The 17587-nt window shown below is 58.8% G+C and carries 16 protein-coding genes; 7 read left to right on the top strand and 9 right to left on the bottom strand.

Translation table 11 applies throughout. The features are described from left to right. The 4 genes from VEV40_RS14670 to VEV40_RS14685 all read left to right on the top strand — a co-directional run. Positions 1-440: hypothetical protein (locus tag VEV40_RS14670; RefSeq protein WP_324833367.1), on the top strand; the 440-nt coding region annotated here is incomplete at its 5' end. Continuing rightward, a complete protein-coding gene (locus VEV40_RS14675; RefSeq protein ID WP_324833369.1) occupies positions 437-1036 on the top strand; it encodes a GerMN domain-containing protein in 600 nt (199 codons plus the stop codon). The genes VEV40_RS14670 and VEV40_RS14675, both read left to right, overlap by 4 nt. Then, the gene (murI, locus tag VEV40_RS14680) at positions 1033-1827 is read left to right on the top strand and encodes a glutamate racemase (RefSeq protein WP_324833370.1); all 795 of its coding nucleotides are present in this window, start codon (positions 1033-1035) and stop codon (positions 1825-1827) included. The genes VEV40_RS14675 and murI overlap by 4 nt, the downstream gene beginning before the upstream one ends. A gap of 30 nt (positions 1828-1857) precedes the next feature. After that, on the top strand, positions 1858-2625 hold the full coding sequence (locus tag VEV40_RS14685; protein ID WP_324833372.1) for an enoyl-ACP reductase: 768 nt from the start codon (positions 1858-1860) through the stop codon (positions 2623-2625). Positions 2626-2739: 114 nt separating this feature from the next. Here the strand turns inward: VEV40_RS14685 and eutC are convergent, their stop codons facing one another. The 9 genes from eutC to VEV40_RS14730 form a co-directional block, all read right to left on the bottom strand. Continuing rightward, entirely contained in the window at positions 2740-3558 is an 819-nt protein-coding gene (gene eutC / locus VEV40_RS14690) for an ethanolamine ammonia-lyase subunit EutC (protein ID WP_324833373.1), read from the bottom strand. Continuing rightward, positions 3555-4934, bottom strand: coding sequence for an ethanolamine ammonia-lyase subunit EutB (locus tag VEV40_RS14695; protein ID WP_324833375.1), 1380 nt, complete (start codon positions 4932-4934; stop codon positions 3555-3557). Before VEV40_RS14695 ends, eutC begins: the two co-directional genes overlap by 4 nt. Positions 4935-4936: 2 nt before the next feature. Continuing rightward, on the bottom strand, positions 4937-6289 hold the full coding sequence (eat, locus tag VEV40_RS14700; RefSeq protein ID WP_349255862.1) for an ethanolamine permease: 1353 nt from the start codon (positions 6287-6289) through the stop codon (positions 4937-4939). A gap of 148 nt (positions 6290-6437) precedes the next feature. Continuing rightward, the gene (gene tsaE / locus VEV40_RS14705; RefSeq protein ID WP_324833378.1) at positions 6438-6914 is read right to left on the bottom strand and encodes a tRNA (adenosine(37)-N6)-threonylcarbamoyltransferase complex ATPase subunit type 1 TsaE; all 477 of its coding nucleotides are present in this window, start codon (positions 6912-6914) and stop codon (positions 6438-6440) included. Continuing rightward, the gene (locus VEV40_RS14710; RefSeq protein WP_324833379.1) at positions 6911-8500 is read right to left on the bottom strand and encodes an NAD(P)H-hydrate dehydratase; all 1590 of its coding nucleotides are present in this window, start codon (positions 8498-8500) and stop codon (positions 6911-6913) included. The genes tsaE and VEV40_RS14710 overlap by 4 nt, the downstream gene beginning before the upstream one ends. Positions 8501-8573: 73 nt before the next feature. Then, a complete protein-coding gene (locus VEV40_RS14715) occupies positions 8574-9818 on the bottom strand; it encodes a penicillin-binding transpeptidase domain-containing protein (RefSeq protein ID WP_324833380.1) in 1245 nt (414 codons plus the stop codon). A 306-nt stretch (positions 9819-10124) separates the two neighbouring features. Beyond that, positions 10125-11453: a cell division protein FtsZ gene (ftsZ, locus tag VEV40_RS14720; protein ID WP_324833382.1), complete on the bottom strand. Its 1329-nt coding sequence runs from the start codon at positions 11451-11453 to the stop codon at positions 10125-10127. Positions 11454-11464: 11 nt separating this feature from the next. After that, positions 11465-12679, bottom strand: a complete 1215-nt coding sequence (gene ftsA, locus VEV40_RS14725; protein WP_324833384.1) for a cell division protein FtsA — start codon at positions 12677-12679, stop codon at positions 11465-11467. Continuing rightward, positions 12676-13755: a cell division protein FtsQ/DivIB gene (locus VEV40_RS14730; RefSeq protein ID WP_324833385.1), complete on the bottom strand. Its 1080-nt coding sequence runs from the start codon at positions 13753-13755 to the stop codon at positions 12676-12678. Before VEV40_RS14730 ends, ftsA begins: the two co-directional genes overlap by 4 nt. Before the next feature lie 232 nt (positions 13756-13987). Here VEV40_RS14730 and VEV40_RS14735 point away from each other — a divergent pair, with 232 nt between their 5' ends. From VEV40_RS14735 to VEV40_RS14745, 3 genes are all read left to right on the top strand, one after another. Next, on the top strand, positions 13988-14971 hold the full coding sequence (locus VEV40_RS14735; protein WP_324833386.1) for an ROK family protein: 984 nt from the start codon (positions 13988-13990) through the stop codon (positions 14969-14971). Between the two features lie 63 nt (positions 14972-15034). After that, a complete protein-coding gene (locus VEV40_RS14740) occupies positions 15035-16051 on the top strand; it encodes a LacI family DNA-binding transcriptional regulator (RefSeq protein WP_324833387.1) in 1017 nt (338 codons plus the stop codon). After that, the gene (locus VEV40_RS14745) at positions 16051-17574 is read left to right on the top strand and encodes a DUF1593 domain-containing protein (protein ID WP_324833388.1); all 1524 of its coding nucleotides are present in this window, start codon (positions 16051-16053) and stop codon (positions 17572-17574) included. The genes VEV40_RS14740 and VEV40_RS14745 overlap by 1 nt, the downstream gene beginning before the upstream one ends. Positions 17575-17587 lie beyond the last annotated feature (13 nt).

Here is a 17587-nt window from a genome sequence, read left to right on the forward strand (position 1 = left end):
ATTCTGACGCAGCTGTTCCGATGGTCGCGCGCGCGGAAACCGCCAATCACGCTCTGGCCGCAGCCTGTATCACTCTGCATGCCACAGCAACAGGAAGCGGCGTACATCTGTTTACGTCATCGCTTGCTCCGATAGCTTATACAAAGTTTTTGCCATGGCAAACGGCGCAAGCAGCTTATGTATCGCAAAGCCTGCGGTTGTCTTCTGAAATCAATGCCGCGCTGGCGCATGCGGCGGTCCCGGTCACTCTGGGGCGCACATCCTTGCAACCCATGGACAGCTTTGCCTCTCCCGCAGTTGCAGTGGAAATGGCCCCGATCGAGGGCGGCAATACTACGAAGACCACACCTCTGACCGATGTTGGCTATCAGAACAAAATCATCGATGCGCTCACGGCGGCACTCCTGCAGTGGAAGAACGACTGGAGGCAACAGCCATGATTTCCCGCATCCAGCGCTTTCTTTTCGGAATTATGCTGCTTGCCGCTGTCGTCATGGCCGTCGTGTTGATCCGTATGCGTGAGCGCGCGCATGATCGCCTGATCGCCGCGGCTGACATCCAGCCCATCAGTGCTCCATCAACCAATCCGGTGGAGAAAATCACACTACTGGTCGCAAACGATCTCGATGGATCGCTCATTCCGGTCGAGCGCAGCTTTCCCATGCCGAAAGATCCGAATGCGCGCGCGCGGGTGTTGATGCAAAAACTGGTTGAAGAATACGCCGCGCCGAAATCGACGCATCCCATTGCGAACGCTTCCGGAGTGGACGAAGTCTTTCTGATGCCAGCCCCGCAGCAAAAAGGCATGCTGGCGGTGGTGAATCTGAATGCAGCTTTCGTACAGGCGCAACCCTCAGGAATTGAACCGGAGACTCTGACGCTGCTGTCGATGATCGCGACCCTGCACGCAAACCTGCCGCAAATTACCGAGGTTCGCTTTTTGGTGGATGGGCAGCAGAAAGACACTCTGGCCGGGCATGCCGACCTGACGCGCGTTTATCTCGCGTCGGATACGGAGACGGCGGTGCGCCAGTGAAGATTGGCGTCTTTGATTCCGGCGTTGGCGGGCTGACAGTACTCGGCGCGCTGGTGAAGCAACTGCCCTCAGCCGACTACATTTACCTCGGCGACACGGCGCGACTTCCCTATGGATCGAAGTCGCAGGCGACGATCGCTCGGTATGCCGTTTTCAGCGCGCGCTTTCTGGTTGAAGAAGGCGCGGAGTTTCTGGTTATCGCCTGCAACACAGCGAGCGCGCTAGCCCTCGATTCCATCAAAAATGCGGTCCGCGTTCCTGTGCTCGGCGTAATCGAGACCGGCGCAAACGCAGCGCAGGCTTCTTCAAAAACAGGCGATGTGCTGGTGATTGCAACCGACGCTACAGTCACAAGCCATGCCTACAAAGCTGCCTGTACCGAGCGCAATTTACGCGCGTTTGAGATGGCCTGTCCCCTGCTGGTGCCGCTGGTGGAAGAAGGCTGGATCGAGCACCCGGTGACGCTCGAAGTGCTGAGGGTTTATTTGTTGGACTTGTTGACACAGTCACGCGCGGCAGAGTTGACGCCGGATACTCTGGTGCTGGGATGCACGCATTATCCTCTGCTGCGGCCTCAGATTGAGCGCACGGTCCCGGCGATGCGCGTAATCGATTCCGCCGAAGCGACTGCGGGGCAAGTCGCCGAAGCACTGAACGATCGCGTGCCCGTGGACAGCGTAGGCGCGAGAGAATTTTATGCGACAGATTCAGTTGAGAAGTTCAAGCGCCTGGGTACGCGCTTTCTGGGAAGCGCAATCGAGTCAGTTGGACTGGTAGACCTCGGTGGCTGATATGCTTACGTTTTCGGAGGAAAGAGTTGCATGTTGAACCTTGAAGGGAAGACTGCCGTTGTTTTCGGAGTAGCGAACAAGCGCAGCATAGCCTGGGCCATTGTGCAGAAACTGCACGAGGCCGGGGCAAAGCTGGCTATCGGCTACCAGAACGAGCGGCTGAAGGCCGAAGCTGACGGATTGATTGCCGAGTTACCCGGCGCAGAAGCATTCCAGTGCGACGTGTCAAATGATGCGGAGATTGCTCAGGTCTTCGAGCAACTGAAAGCGCGTTACGACAAGCTACATGTGCTGGTGCACAGTGTTGCTTTCGCTCCCGCTGAAGAATTGAAGAATGATTTTCTACAGACTTCACGCGAGGGATTCCGAGTAGCCCATGACGTCAGCGTGTATTCGCTGATTGCATTGAGCCGCGCCGCAGCGCCACTCATGACTGATGGCGGCAGCATCATGACGCTCACCTACTACGGCGCGGAAAAAGTCGTTCCCCACTATAACGTGATGGGGGTGGCCAAGGCAGCGCTCGAAGCAACCGTTCGATATCTCGCGTCAGATCTTGGCAAGCAGAACATCCGCGTCAATGCGATTTCTGCAGGCCCAATCAAGACGCTTGCTGCACGGGGCATTGGAGGATTGGGTGACATGCTTAAATCCCACGCAGAGCGCGCACCACTGCATCGTAACGTAGAGCAGTCCGAAGTGGGCGGCACCGCGCTTTTCCTTGCATCCGATCTGGCAAGCGGCGTGACCGGTGAAACAGTGTACGTCGATTGTGGCTACAACATCATGGGCTTTTAGCAGCTACCCGGTCTGTAGCAACTCCTGACTTAACTACAAGTTGTCATTCCGACCGGAGCGAAGCGTAGTGGAAAGCCTGCCCTGAGCAAAGTCGAAGAGGGCCTGCGGTTTTCTTTAACTGGACGAACTTTCGTCAAGCCTCTGCAAATAACTCTCATCTTTAAGTGCAACTCCCGACCGGCCTAATCCCCGTGCAGCAATCATCAGATAATGCAGCTTGTGCGCGGCGCCTTCGTAACCAAGACCTTCGGGTCGAACATTCGAGATACAGTTCCTGTCTGCGTCAGTGCTGCCGATATGCGGTTTATATGTCAGATAGATTCCGAGGCTGTGAGGCGAGCTTAGACCAGGACGCTCGCCGATCAACATCACTGTCACTTCCGCTTTGAGAAGCTCGCCAATTTCATCGCCAAGCGCTACACGCGTCTGCGTTGCGACAATGATAGGCGCGATGTTCCAGTCGCCGAGCCTAGGAATAATTGCGTTGAGCACAGGAATTGCATGTCTAGCCGGAGCAATCGCAGAGAGGCCATCGGCAATGATGAACAATACGGATGACGCTTCGCGCCAGCTTTGATTTGTTGATAAAGCAGGTCCTTCCCCTTCACGCCGGTCAGGGTCAGGATGACAACTCTGTAGTAAGGAACGGCTTTCATCACTCAACTCGCGTCCCAGATCAGGGCGTTTGAGATATTCAGCGCGGTCGCGCGCTGCGCTTTGCACTGCGATGGATTGGAAACCGGATGCAGCGAGATCACGCGCAACGCTGTCAACATCAAGCGCATCATGAACAGCATCGCGTGCCTGCGCATGGGCTAGCGCGAATTCCAGGACTTCATGCGTCGGCAGGCTGTCCCCGGCGCGGCCGAGCGCAAGGCGCGCGTTTGTGAAGCTGCGCAGCCGCGTCCACGGATTCTGGATAATCTCACTCATGCGCTCTCAAGCAATCGTGCGGCGCTGGGCGGCAGACGGTCGGCGAGCCTGCCTTCGCGGCTGGTAATTCCAATTTTTTCGAGCCATGCTTCGAATTCTGGTGCACGCTTTAGGCCAAGTACACGCCGCACATAGAGCGCGTCGTGGAACGAAGTGCTCTGATAATTGAGCATGATATCGTCTGCTCCGGGCACGCCCATGATAAAGTTCACGCCGGAGACGGCGAGCAGCGTAAGCAGCGTGTCCATATCGTCCTGATCGGCCTCGGCGTGGTTGGTATAGCAGATGTCGCAGCCCATAGGCAGTCCAAGTAGCTTGCCGCAAAAGTGGTCTTCCAGTCCCGCGCGCGTGATCTGCTTGCCGTTATATAGATATTCAGGACCGATGAAACCAACAACCGTATTCACCAGCAGCGGCTTGAACGCCCGGGCCATGGCATATGCGCGGGCTTCACATGTCTGCTGGTCCACCCCGTGATGCGCACCGGCTGAGAGCGCGCTCCCCTGCCCGGTTTCGAAATACATCACATTGTCGCCCACAGTTCCACGATGCAGCGCTAGCGCGGCCTCGTGCGCTTCTCTCAACAATGCAAGACTCACGCCGAAGCTGGCATTTGCTTTTTCTGTTCCCGCAATGGACTGAAAAACAAGGTCGACAGGCGCGGCCTGTTCGATCGCCTGCATTGTCGTCGTAACATGCGTCAGAACGCAGGACTGCGTCGGCACTTCATATCGCTCGCGAAACTTGTCGAGCATATCGAGCAGCGCAGTGATTGCGGTGAGGCTATCGCTGGCAGGATTGATGCCGATCACTGCATCGCCACAACCATAGAGTAGGCCATCCAGCATTGATGCTGCTATCCCCTTTGCATCATCCGTCGGATGATTTGGCTGAAGGCGAACAGACATGCGCCCCCGAAGGCCAATCGTGTTACGAAAGCGCGTCACGACGTGGCATTTCTGTGCTGTAAGAATCAAATCCTGATTACGCATCAGCTTTGAGACGGCCGCAGCCATCTCCGGTGTGACAGCCAGTGCGATGCGGGTGAGCGTCTCCGTGTCCGTGCTTGTGCTCAACAGCCAATTGCGAAAATCGCCCACGGTGAGGTGGCTGATTTCCGAAAATGCACCCACGTCATGGGTGTCGAAGATGAGCCGCGTGACTTCGTCAGACTCATAAGAGATAACTGCTTCTTCAAGGAAGTATTTCAGTGGTACTTCTGCCAGCGCCATGCGCGCGGCTACGCGCTCTTCTTCGCTTTCCGCAGCGATGCCTGCCAACGCATCGCCGGAGCGCGCGGGGCCCGCCTTCGCCAGCAGCGTCTTCAAGCCGTCGAATCTCCAGGTGCGGCTGCCGATAGTATGGGCAAAGGGCATGGCTAGTCTGCGGCCTGCTCGCGTTGGTGCCGCGTCAGCAGGAAGTAGATAAATCCTGAGCCAAGCAGCCCCAGAAACACAAGCGCAACCAGGCGATTGTAGTAAAGCATCGTCACCATACACAGCGCGGAGCAGACCAGCGCGAAAGCCGGAGAAAATGGATACAGGGGCGCTTTGTAGCTGCGGTGCAGTTCCGGCTGCGTACTGCGCAGACGGAAAAGCGCCAACATGCTGATGATGTACATGAGAATCGCGCCGAAGACGGACATGGTGACAATGTTGGCAGTGAGCGTCTGCCCGCCAAAGGTGATCCACTGGTCGCTGTAGATGGCCGCGATGCCAACCACGCCTCCGGCAAGAATCGCGAGCCATGGCGTTTTGAATCGTGGATGCACTCCGGCAAGGAAACGCGGCAGGTACCCCGCGCGAGCGAGCGCGAAAATCTGCCGTGAGTAGCCAAGTATGATTCCGTGGAACGAAGCAACCAGGCCGAAAAGTCCCAGCCACACAAGCATGTGCAGCCAACCGCTCCGTCCTCCTACGACAATCTTCATCGCCTGCGGCAGCGGATCATTGATGTTGGCGAGCTTCGTCCAGTCGCCTGCCGCCCCGGCAAAGAGCATGACGCCTAACGCGAGAGCTACAAGCGTCAGGATGCCCGCGATGTATGCAATCGGTATCGACCGCTTCGGGTCTTTGGCTTCTTCAGCGGCCATGGCTACGCCTTCAATCGCCAGGAAGAACCATATTGCAAATGGAATGGCCGCGAAGATTCCGGGAATAGTGTGCAGGCTGAAGTGGTTCTGGCCTGCCCATCCACCCTGCAGAAAATTTGCAAAGTGGAAGCCGGGCGCAACCACGGCCATGAAAACCAGCAGTTCAAAAATAGCCAGCAATGTTACAAAAAGCTCGAACGCCGCGGCAATCTGTACGCCGATAATGTTCAGCGTCATGAACACGAGATATGCGCAGAGCGCCGCGTTCTTTGGAGCCAGTGACGGGAATTGCACGTTGAGATATGCGCCAATCGCCAGCGCGATAGCGGGTGGCGCGAAAACAAATTCAACCAGTGTGGCGGCACCGGCCAAGTATCCGCCAACAGGCCCAAAGGCGATGCGGGCGTAGGCGAATGGTCCCCCGGCGTGCGGGATGGAAGTGGTCAGTTCGGTAAAGCTGAAGATGAATGTCGTGTACATCGCGGCGATGAGCAGCGATGTGATAAGAAAACCGAGCGTACCTGCATTTGCCCAGCCGTAGCTCCACCCAAAATATTCCCCTGAGATAACCAGCCCGACAGCGATCCCCCACAGTTGCCATGTACCGAGGGTCTGCTTAAGATCGTGGTGTTCTGTGATGACGCGCGTCTGTTCCGTGGTTGGCGACACCCGCTGTTCCACCTCAATACGGTTCTGAGAGACACATTAGCCAACTCGAACCGTAAGAATTGAGCCGATTCTACGATTCTCACTATGCCGCCTGCGACAAATCTTTTGTGGGAAGAAGCTAATCTTTGAGGGTAAGCGTGATTTTGCGCGAATCGCCGCCTGTGGTCTTCATCGCAATTTCTCCGTTGCTGCGTTTGGCCACGCTGGGAAACTTATCGCCCCATTCAACCAGAACAATGCTATCCGGAGTCGCAATTTCATCCAGTCCCAGCGAATCGAGCTGCCGTTCCTGCTCAATGCGGTAGAGGTCGAGATGGTAGAGCATGACCTGCTCGTCTTTTCCGTTCTCGTGGCGGGTGCCTTCATATTCGTGGATGAGAGTAAAGGTGGGGCTGGTCACCTCGTCCGGCTCAGCGGCGTCGAGCGCTTCAGCAATACCTTTGACCAGCGTGGTTTTGCCCGCGCCGAGGTCGCCTTTCAGGATGAGAAATTTCGGAGGCGTGAGGAGTTTCGCGATTGCATGGCCAGCGCGAATCGTATCAGCGGCGCTCGTCGTCTCGAACTCGTGCACCTTCGTGCCTGTCGCCTGCGTCATCGCGGCATCCCCTGTATCCAAACATACCCGCCTTTGTCCTCGGAGCGAAAGCGAAAAGCAGATGAAAGATGCGCAACTGTGTCGGTAGCCAGCAATGTGTGCTCATCCTCTTCGCGGACGGCAAAATCGGCGGCCAGACCGTGGAGGTAGACAGCCGCATTGATCGCCTCTCCGGCAAGATGTGGATATTGCGCCAGCATGGCAGCTATGATGCCGGTCAGGATGTCGCCGCTGCCTCCTTTAGCCATCCCGGGATTTCCGGTTGTGTTAATGGCGATGGAGCCGTCAGGATGAGCAATAAGCGTGCGCCAGCCTTTGAGCACGAGCGTGACATGGTGCTCTGAGGCAAAATGGCGCGCAAGGTTTTCACGGCCTGCCTGCACTTCGCTGATCTTCATGCCGCCAAGCCGCGCCATTTCTCCCGGATGAGGCGTCAACACCAGCAAACGGTCGCGGCCATTGATCGTCCCCGGGTGTCTCGCAAGGATGTTCAGCGCGTCTGCGTCGAGGACGACTGGCAACTTTGTTTTTTCGAGCAGGCCAAGAAGAAAGGCTTCGGCTTCGGGTGATTGCCCGAGACCCGGTCCAATGGCGAGCACGGTTTTCTTTTCCAGTAGTTCGTCGAGCGTATCGGCATCGACGTTACTGCTGCTGATCTCACTCTGATTACCCGCGCGCAGTGGGATTGTCATCAACTCAGGCGTAACTCTGGCGACTGTACTCAGAATCGGCTGCGGCACGGCCGCCGTCACCAGGCCGGCCCCGGTTCGCAGGGCTGCCAGCGCCGCCATCGATGGCGCGCCCGCTTTCCCATACGAGCCGCCAATTACCAGCACATGGCCATTCTTCCCCTTGTTGCTGTCTGCTGGCCGCGGCGTCTCTGTAATTCTCTTCGAGGCTCCTGCCCACGCGAGGTTCAGGCTGGATACGGCAGCTTCATCCGGCGAGCCGATAGGCGCAACTACAATTGGCTTATAAGCGCTATCCGTCAAATTGCCGAAAACATGAGCCCGCTTGGGCGCGGTAAAGGTGACAACAGCGTCTGTTCGATAAGCTCCAGCCACAAGATATTCGCGGGAATCAGCGTCCCACCCCGATGGGATGTCCACGGCAACGATAGGTATGGTGAGGCTGTTGACCCGATCCCGCAGCGCAAGGGCAACGCCCTTCAATGGAGGCTTGAATCCCGTTCCGACAACAGCATCGACCAGAAGCTGCGATTCATCTAACAGTTCCGTCACGCGGGCCGTGCCGAGCACTGCCTCATCGGCGGCAATAATCGGGGCCAAGTCCAGCCGCTCGAACATCGCCTTTGCGTCTCCCTTGAGATCATCTGGATAACCCAGCAGCAGCAGTTGAACTTTGCGTCCGGCCTCTTGGAGCATCCGCGCCGCTACAAAGCCGTCGCCGCCATTGTTCCCTTTGCCGCAGAGCACCACCACTTTGAGCGCTTCAGGAAACTCGCGCAGCACAAAGCATGCAACAGCGCGTCCCGCATGTTCCATCAGATCAAGCGACGGCACGCCATAACGTTCGGTGGTCAAGCGGTCCGTCGACCGCATCTCGTCCGCAGAAAGGATTTTCATAGCACAGGAAATCGTACCTGAACGGAAACGGCCTCCGGTATGGAGGCCGTGGCTTTCAGAGAAAAGGGATGCGCTATTCGTTGACACCGATGGCTGTTTTAGTAGCTGTTTCCATGGGCTGCTTCGCGGTGAAGTAACTCTTGTCCCACAAGTCTTTATAGAAAACCCCGGTGAGTTCGGCTGCCTTGGGACCGAAAGTCGGGCGTCCACCTTCGAGGAAGAAGACGGTCACGATGCGGCCGTATTGCGTGTCAGCGTAGGAGGCGAACCAGCCGTAGCGGGTGCCGTTGTTCGAGCAGGTACCGGTCTTGCCCATCACCGGGAACTGCTTGAAGTTGACGCGCAGGGAGCGGGCGGTGCCGTAATCGACTGCGGCCTCCATGCCGTCCTGAATTTCGGGGATAAGCTTGCCGATGTCGAGCGTACGCTTGATGCGCGGCTGAAAGTTTACGACTTCTTCAGGCGAGGTGGGGTGCTGGATGTAGTAGAGCGTTCCGCCGTTGGCGATGGCGGAAACCAGCGCGCCAAGCTGTAGAGGCGTCATGGAGACGCCCTCGCCGAAGGAGCACATGCGGCCAACGCCGCCCTCGCTCTCGGGCAGTTCCTGGTCGGGATAAATGCCGAGCTGCTCGTTGGGGATGTTGTAGCCGGCCAGCTCGCCCAGGCCAAACTGGTTAGCGTAGTGGCGGACGCGCTCAAAGCCGAGGCGGCGGCCCAGCGTTTCAAAGTAAAGATTGTTGGAGTGGGCAAGGGCCTCGGTCAGGTTCATGTGGTAGGAGCCGCCGAGGTTGACGGGCGTGTCCTTGGTGACGATTCCCTCGTCGAGCGCAGCCAGCGCGACGGAAAGCTTAATGGTGGAGCAAGGCTCGGCGCCGCTGGAAAGAGCGAGCTTCTGGTTGACCATGGCCAGGATGCGTCCGTTGCTCGGATCGATGGCTACGACAGTGCCGTTCATGTTGCCGAGCGCGTCGATGGCCGCCTGACGCACGACCTGGTCTTCTCCGCCGATAACGTCGCCTGTGGTGAGGCTGCCGTCAGCGAAGGAGTTGCCAGTGAAACGCTCATAGTAACGGTGATGCACCAGGCTGGCGCGCCGGACGCGTGCATGCCTGGTTGTGGTGGTGAGAGAAGCGTTGGCGACATGGGCGGTGCGGCGGCTGTGCTGCAAATGCGAAATATGCTGTTGCGCGCTGGCAGATTCCTGCACATGGGCGCGAGTGTGCCGCGAATGGTGCGTTGTAGTTGTGTCGCCAGCGAAGAGCGAGGCGGGAAGCGCCACTAATCCAACCAGCAAAACGAGGTGTGCTATGCGTTTCATCAGATTCATCCCAGGGTCAGCTACTTGCGAAAGCCGTACTGTTTTTTATCGGCCTTCCTGCATCTTGCGCATAGAAACAGCCTGATTCTCGTACAAATATTTTGTTGCCCAATCAAATAGTTCCAGCGTGGTCAACTTCGTTTCCGTTTTCGGGAAGTCAAAAAACGACGACCTTGCCTGCCATTATGAACCCGAATGAAAACAGAATTACGCCAGACTGTCTTTTGACTACTGTACTTGAGGATGGGCTTTTGTCGAGCGATTATATCCGCCCATCCATCATTATTACATTACCAACGTCCGCGTTTAGAGCCCTCCACGGCGCATGAACGCCGGGATGTCCAGATTTTCGCCCGGCTCGTCATCATGCGTCTGGCCGAAAATGGCGGCTTGAGGAGCAGGCTCGGCGACCGCAACGGCGACCGATTCCAGCTCAGGCTCAGGGGCCATTTCCGGCTCGGCGACATAGACTGGTTCGGGAATCGGCCTTGAAGCTGCGGGCTGCACGGGAATCGCGACCTTTGGCCTGCGCGGCGGTTCTTCATCTTCGCTCATGAACCGCGGCGTTTCGATGGCCTCGACGCTGGTCTGCACCTGTACACGGGGCAGCGCCTGCTCGCGCAGCGCGGCATTCAACATGCGCTCGCGGCGTTCCGGCATTTCCTGACGGAAACCGGTGGCGATGACCGTGATCTTGACCTCGTCGCCCATCGTTTCATCGAGCACTGCGCCGAAGATGATGTTCGCGTCCTCGTGCGCTGCGTTTTGAATGAGCGTGGATGCGGCGTTCACTTCACTGAGCTTCAGTGAGCTTGATCCGCTGATGTTAATGAGGATGCCTTTGGCTCCGTCAATCGCGCCGTCTTCGAGCAGCGGCGAAGCCATTGCGGCCTGCGCGGCTTCGATGGCGCGGTCCGCGCCTCCGCGCATCGCCGTGCCCATTACGGCATAGCCCATGCCGGCCATAGTGGTTTTCACGTCGGCAAAGTCGCGGTTGATGATGCCAGGAATGGTGATGATGTCCGAAATACCCTGCACGCCCTGGCGCAGCACGTCGTCGGCAATGCGGAAGGACTCGAAGAAGCCCGCATCTTTCGCCACAGCAAGCAGTTTTTCGTTGGGGATCACGATCATCGTGTCCACCGAATCGAGCAACTCCTGCATGCCGCGATCAGCCTGCATCATGCGGCGCTTGCCTTCGAACCCGAATGGCCGGGTCACAACGGCGACTGTTAGCGCACCCATTTCGCTGGCGAGCGATGCGATCACTGGAGCAGCGCCTGTTCCGGTGCCGCCGCCCATGCCGGCGGTAACGAAGACCATGTCCGCGCCTTCCAGCGCTTCAATGATCTTTTCCGAATCTTCCAGAGCGGCGCGACGACCCACGTCCGGGTTCGCGCCTGCGCCTAAGCCGCTCGTGAGCTTCATGCCGAGTTGAAGCTTGACCGGGGCCTGAGATAACTGCAGCGCCTGTGCATCGGTGTTGGCGACGATAAACTCTACGCCTTCCATGCGGGCCGCGATCATGCGGTTTACGGCGTTGCCGCCGCCGCCACCTACGCCGATGACCTTGATCTTCGCCCCGCGAGGGAGCTGTTCGTGATACTGAATGCGGATTTCTTCTGACGGGTTCATGGCTATGGCTCCTACAGGCTTCCTGCGAAGATGGCGCGCAGTTTGGCGCGCAGTCCCTGGTCTTCCGCCGCACGCGTCACGCTGGTGCGGTGGGCATATAAAAGCATTCCTACTAACGCGGCGTTCTCGGGGGAAATCAACTCTTCCGGCATGCGCGAAAGCGGTACCGGCGTTCCGATGCGCGCGGGCACGCGCAGCAGGCTCTCGGCAGTATCGAGCAGGCCCGGCAGACGCGAGCCACCGCCGGTGAGCACGCATCCTGCGCCGAGGGCTTCGAGCACCCCGCCCTGGCGGAGATTGTCGCGCAGCAGGCAGAAAAGCTCGCGCGCGCGCGGCTCAAGAATTTCGCTGACGTAACGCTGGCGGACCATGCGTGGCGTATGGCCGGGCATTCCCTGCAACTCAATCTCATTCGACGAGGAGACGCTGGTGACAACCGCATGGCCGTAATTGCATTTGATCCAGTCAGCTTCCGGCGGGGAGATGTGCAGGCCAACGGCGAGATCGTTGGTAAAGTGGTCGCCGCCGATGGGAATGACCGAGGTGTGCGCGACTGAGCCCTCAAAGAAGACGACCAATTCTGTAGATCCGGCTCCGATATCAATCATGCAGGAACCTAGTTCGCGTTCGTCGGCGGAGACGGTTGCTTCAGCCGCTGCAATCGCTTCAAACACCGACTCAGTCACCTCAAGTCCAGCTTTGTTCGCGCAGGTCACTATGCTCTGCAACGCGCTGGCTGAAGCAGTCGAAATGTGCAGGTTCACTTCGAGACGATTCCCAACCATGCCGACCGGATCGTGAATGCCCGGCTGCTCATCGAGAATGAACTGCTGCGGCAAGAGGTGAATCACGTCGCGGTCTGAAGGAAGTGAAACGGAGCGGGCGCGGTCCACGGCTGCGCGTACGTCTTCACGTGTAATTTCACGCAGGCGCGTGCCCAGGCTGACGCCGCCACGGCTATTCAGCCCGCGAATATGCGCCCCGCCAATGCCGACGACGCATTTGTCAATGGTGCCCTGGGCCATAGCCTCAGCCGTGGTCGCGGCTTTATTGATGCAGTGCGTGGCCTGCTTCAGATCGGCGATCAGTCCCTTGCGCATCCCGGTCGATTCGGCCATGCCGTGCCCGCGGTAGCGCAAAGCGCCGTCATGCAACTCCGCGACAAGAACTCGCGTCATCGCGCTTCCCACGTCGAGCACCGTCAGCAACTGTTCCGTCTGGCTCATGCGCGCTTCCTGTGGGGGTGGGCCACAGGCCGGGCCTGTGGAGCCGATTGTTTCGGAGTTGCCGCCGGGGCAACAGTCGTAACCGGGGCCGGGGGCGGAGCATCGGCCATCTTCAGGACCACCTGATGGTCATAGCGCAGATCAACGGAGGCCAGGCGCGGGTACTGCTGCTTCCACTCGGCCAGATGCGCCTGATATTCATGCCAGCGGTTGAGGAAGTTGTCTTCACCGAAATGAAGCAGAATGTCAGACCCGCCGGAGGAAACCAGTCCCTGCACGTCTTCCGGATCAGAGATGTCGATCTCGCTCATGCTTTTCGAGAGCTTTTCTCCGCTCGAATCAATCTCATTCATGAACTTCTGATAAATCGCCATGCGTGGGCGGCGAACGGAGAGCGGGTCCTGCGGATTGATGCCGCTGACAACGGGGAACGAATAGTGCTTGGCTGCCAGTGCGGCCGGCTGCATGTCGAGAATGACGCCGTCGGCGTCAACCAGCTTGATCTGGTTGCCGACGCGCGCAAAGGCTATCGGCTTACGCTCGACGATTGACACGCGTAGCTGGTTAGGCAGCAGGCGCATGACTGTGGCGTGCGCTACCCAGGGTACTTGCTCGAGCTGCCTGCGGCGCTGCGCGAGCGGAACAAAGAAGATGTTGCGGCCAATGTCGGCGCCGAAGACGGTCAGCAGGTCGGCGCGCGTCAACTGGCTATTGCCATCAATCTGGATGGACGAAGCAGAGTCAATGCGGAAGCGCGGATCGTGATCGAGGAAGTTTTTGACCGCCAGCCCCGCCAGAACAAAAAGTACGATCACCACAAGGGCCGATACGGCCAATATGACGCGCCCGGGTGCGGTCCTGGTTAGAAACGGCGGCAGAATGCCCCTGCGCACGGGCACGCGCTTTCGGGAGCGCAGAAACACCTCTTCGCCGTCGGTTTCCTCATCGGTCTGTCGAGGAGCCGGGCGCTGCGTCCGCGCGCGCGGAGACGGGACCGCAGCCGGACGAAGAAACTCGTCCTCCGGCCCGTCGTCGGCCAGCGCCGCGCCATTTCTGTATGCGTCAGTCTTCGCCACGCCCGAGCAAGGTCGTGAGAAATCGCCACACAAACTATACCGTGCGCGCCGCTGTGGATTCTCTTGGAAAACAGGCGGGGAACCTCCGAGGATAATCCCAAAAGAAACCCTGGGCCAAAAGTCATAGACCCTGATAGGTGTTCCTGAGAAGAAAAGGGGTGTAGTCTTTCGCTTGACAGGCTATGATAACGATATCAACGACTCGGTAAAAGAAAGCGCAGCTCGTTTACCCATGAACGATTTTTCGATTGGCATTGACCTGGGCGGCACCAACCTGCGCATTGCCGCTTTTACCTCAGAATGGTACCGGCTAGAGGCGATTACGATTCCGACGCGGGTGCAGGATGGGCCAGGTGCCGTGTTGGATGACATGTGCGCGGCTGTGCGGAAGCTTGTAGCCGGTTGCGGCGGAGGCGGGAATCTTGCAGGAATGGGGCTGGGCAGTCCCGGCCCTCTGGAACTGCCTTCGGGTCGCCTGCTCACGCCGCCGAACTTGCCCGGGTTTGAGCGGCTGGAATTGAAGACCGAGCTTGAAAAGCGGCTTCAGGTTCCAGTCATTGTCGAGTGCGACGCGAACGCGGCTGCGCTGGCGGAGTGCCATGCCGGCGTTGGCAGAAAGTCCAACTGCCTCTCGCTCTGCATGTTAACGCTGGGGACGGGTGTCGGCAGCGGCATTATTTTGAATGGTCGCGTTTGGCATGGCTTTGCAGGGATGGCGGGCGAGGCTGGCCATGTGCCTGTCTATCACGGCGGACTGCTCTGCGGCTGCGGCACACACGGCTGCCTTGAACAATATGCGTCGGCTACCGCGATTGCGCGCGCAGGCCAGGAGCTTACTCATACACGCACGCACAACGGCTTCGGGACCATTACGGCGCGCAGCATTGCCGAGGCCGCGCTGGCTGGGGACACGGAGTCGCAGCGCATTTATGACTGTGTTGGGGAAGCGCTGGGCATCGGGCTGGCCAGCCTGGTGAGCATGTTGAACGTTCCACTGTATGTGATTGGCGGCGGCGTGGCGGCGGCCTGGGATCTCTTTGCACCGGCCATGTTTGCGGAGATGGACCGCGGCAGCTATATCTACCGCCTTACCCGGCCGGCAAATCCGGCTGAGTATGAAGCGGGCAAGACGAATGTTTTCCCGGCGGAGTTGGGGCCGGATTCGGGACTGCTGGGAGCGGCCATGCTTCCCTTCTTCCAATCGCTAAGTAGTTGACGCGGCTTCCTATGGGTGCGATGGTCGTAGTGCATTGTTTCGGAAGATTTTCCCCTGGATCGCATGGAACGTAAACCTACGATGAATGATGTGGCCCGCGTTGCGCGCGTGGGCACGATGACCGTCTCGCGCGTACTGAACGGCTCGGCGAACGTGACGGAAGAGACCGCCAAGCGCGTTTACAACGCGATTGAAAAGCTGGGCTACCGCCCGAATGAAATGGCGCGTGCTCTTCGCAGTCTTAAGTCGCGCACTATAGGGTTGATCGTTCCATATCTCTTCGATCCTTTCTTTGCCACATGCGCCCATGCGGTGAACACGGTTGCGCGCGAGCACGGCTACTCGGTCATCCTGACCACGTCGAATGATGACCCGGCGACGGAATACAACGAAGCGCAATCCATGCTGCAAAGGCATGTCGAGGGGCTGCTCATCATTCCCGCCGACATTCGCAGGTCGCGCGTCAGCCAGGCCGAGTTTGCCGGCACACACATTGTCACGCTCGACCGCCCAGTACACGATGCGCGCATCGATTCGGTGCAGGTGCAGAACCAGAGCGGGGCCAAACGCGCCGTGCTGCACCTGATCGAGGAGCATGGCCATAAGCGCATCTTTTTTCTCGGCTTCAACAAAAACCTCTACACAGTGCGCTCGCGCTTTGAAGGTTACCGGCGAGCGATGCTGGAGGCCGGCCTGGAATCCGAGTCAACCTTCGACTGCTCTTCAGAAGAAGCGACGGCGGAGATTGTGGCCAGCCACCTGCGCAGCAGCAATTCGCCGACGGCATTTTTTACTGCGAACAACCTCACCACGCGCTACACGTTGCAGGCGCTGCTCGGGAGCGGCGTGCGCATCCCGGAAGAGGTGGCGCTTGTGGGCTTCGACGACTTCGAGCTGGCGGAGATTCTGCACCCGACTCTGACTGTCGTGAGGCAGCCTGCCGCCGAGATGGGTCGCGTTGCCGCGAACCTGCTCTTTGAACGCATCAAGCGCGATGAATTCCCCGAGGAGGGCAATCGGGTGGTTCTTCCGGTTGAATTGGTCATTCGGCGCTCATGCGGATGCAAAGGGCGGCATTGATGGCGCGCGCGATTGCTTCGCCGCGATGGATTGTGGCCGCGCTTGCGGTGCTCGGCCTTACTGGTGCCGCAACGCTCGCAGCCCAGCCGCTTCCGGCCACGCATGTTGACGACTTTGCCGGGCATCCGCGCGTCGTCATCATCAGCGATATCGGCAATGAGCCTGACGACCAGATGTCGTTCACGCGGCTGCTGCTTTACTCCAATGAATTGGACATCGAAGCGCTGATCGCCGCCACTTCCACCTGGCAGAAAAGTGCGACCCATCCGGAAACGATGCGCGCGCTGATTCACGCCTATGGAGAGGTGCGTCCTAATTTGCTTCTGAACGCGCCGGGATGGCCTACCAGCGAAGACCTCGACCATCGTGTTTTTAGCGGCCAGCCGGCCTACGGCATGGCAGCGACGGGCGTGGACAAGATGTCCGACGGCGCAAAGGCGATTCTGCAAGCAGCCGAGCGCGACGACCCGCGGCCGCTGTGGATCTGCATCTGGGGCGGCGCGAATACACTGGCCGAAGCGCTGCTTTATGCGCGCACAACGCAGTCGCCAGACGAGCTTAAAAATATTGTTGGGAAGCTGCGGGTGTACTCCATCTCCGATCAGGATGATGCCGGGTCTTGGATTCGCCGTGAATTTCCCGATCTGTTTTACATCGTTCAGCCCTCGACTCCGACCGGCGGCGAATACTACTACGCCACCTGGACCGGCATCAGCGGCGACAAGTATTACCGCAACGGCGCGGGCGCGGACTTCACGACCGTCACGAATGAGTGGCTGGACGCAAATATCCGCAGCAAAGGGCCGCTGGGCAAGCTCTATCCGAAGTTCATGTTCATCATGGAAGGCGACACGCCGTCGTTTCTGAACCTGATCGACAATGGCCTCAGTTCGTGGCGCAGGCCCGATTGGGGCGGATGGGGCGGGCGCTACATCTACCGGCAGCCCTATGGCGAAACACACCCAATCTGGACGCAGGGTGGCGACGAATTCGGGCGCGTAACGTCGCAGGACACCGTGACCGGCGCGGATGGCAGGCAGTATGTTTCAGACCAGGCGACGATCTGGCGCTGGCGCGAAGCTTTCCAGAATGATTTTGCCGCGCGCATGAGCTGGACTGTCGATGATTACGCTCATGCTAACCACAATCCGATTGTTGTGGTGAATGGGCAGGGCGGGACGGCCCCGATTGTGATCGACGCGGAGGTTGGCAAGGCGGTCACGCTCGATGCGAACGGAACGCACGATCCGGATGGGCAGACGCTGCGCTATCACTGGTTTCATTATCCCGAGGCTGGCGCGGCGGATGGGAACCTGGCTGATATGGCGATCACCGGGGCTGATACCGCCAAGGCTATCGTCACGCCGACGGCTGTGTGCCGGGCAAAGTGGTTGCCGCTTGGGCCGCTATGCTCAGGTGATGGCGTAGCGCATGTGATTCTTGCAGTCACGGATGATGGCTCGCCTCGGTTGACTTCTTATCGGCGGGTGATTTTGCGGGTGCATGCGGCGGGTACGCATTGAGCGATCCCACATC

Origin of the sequence: Alloacidobacterium sp., assembly GCF_035631355.1 — a bacterium.
In the GTDB taxonomy this organism is placed as follows: domain Bacteria; phylum Acidobacteriota; class Terriglobia; order Terriglobales; family Acidobacteriaceae; genus Alloacidobacterium.

Bases quoted from the DNA above. Each gene is read 5' to 3' on its own strand.
- VEV40_RS14675 (WP_324833369.1), top strand. From the start codon at position 437: ATGATTTCCCGCATCCAGCGCTTTCTTTTCGGAATTATGCTGCTTGCC.
- VEV40_RS14685 (WP_324833372.1), top strand. From the start codon at position 1,858: ATGTTGAACCTTGAAGGGAAGACTGCCGTTGTTTTCGGAGTAGCGAAC.
- eutC (WP_324833373.1), bottom strand. From the start codon at position 3,558: ATGAGTGAGATTATCCAGAATCCGTGGACGCGGCTGCGCAGCTTCACA.
- VEV40_RS14695 (WP_324833375.1), bottom strand. From the start codon at position 4,934: ATGCCCTTTGCCCATACTATCGGCAGCCGCACCTGGAGATTCGACGGC.
- tsaE (WP_324833378.1), bottom strand. From the start codon at position 6,914: ATGACGCAGGCGACAGGCACGAAGGTGCACGAGTTCGAGACGACGAGC.
- VEV40_RS14710 (WP_324833379.1), bottom strand. From the start codon at position 8,500: ATGAAAATCCTTTCTGCGGACGAGATGCGGTCGACGGACCGCTTGACC.
- VEV40_RS14715 (WP_324833380.1), bottom strand. From the start codon at position 9,818: ATGAAACGCATAGCACACCTCGTTTTGCTGGTTGGATTAGTGGCGCTT.
- ftsZ (WP_324833382.1), bottom strand. From the start codon at position 11,453: ATGAACCCGTCAGAAGAAATCCGCATTCAGTATCACGAACAGCTCCCT.
- ftsA (WP_324833384.1), bottom strand. From the start codon at position 12,679: ATGAGCCAGACGGAACAGTTGCTGACGGTGCTCGACGTGGGAAGCGCG.
- VEV40_RS14735 (WP_324833386.1), top strand. From the start codon at position 13,988: ATGAACGATTTTTCGATTGGCATTGACCTGGGCGGCACCAACCTGCGC.
- VEV40_RS14740 (WP_324833387.1), top strand. From the start codon at position 15,035: ATGGAACGTAAACCTACGATGAATGATGTGGCCCGCGTTGCGCGCGTG.
- VEV40_RS14745 (WP_324833388.1), top strand. From the start codon at position 16,051: ATGGCGCGCGCGATTGCTTCGCCGCGATGGATTGTGGCCGCGCTTGCG.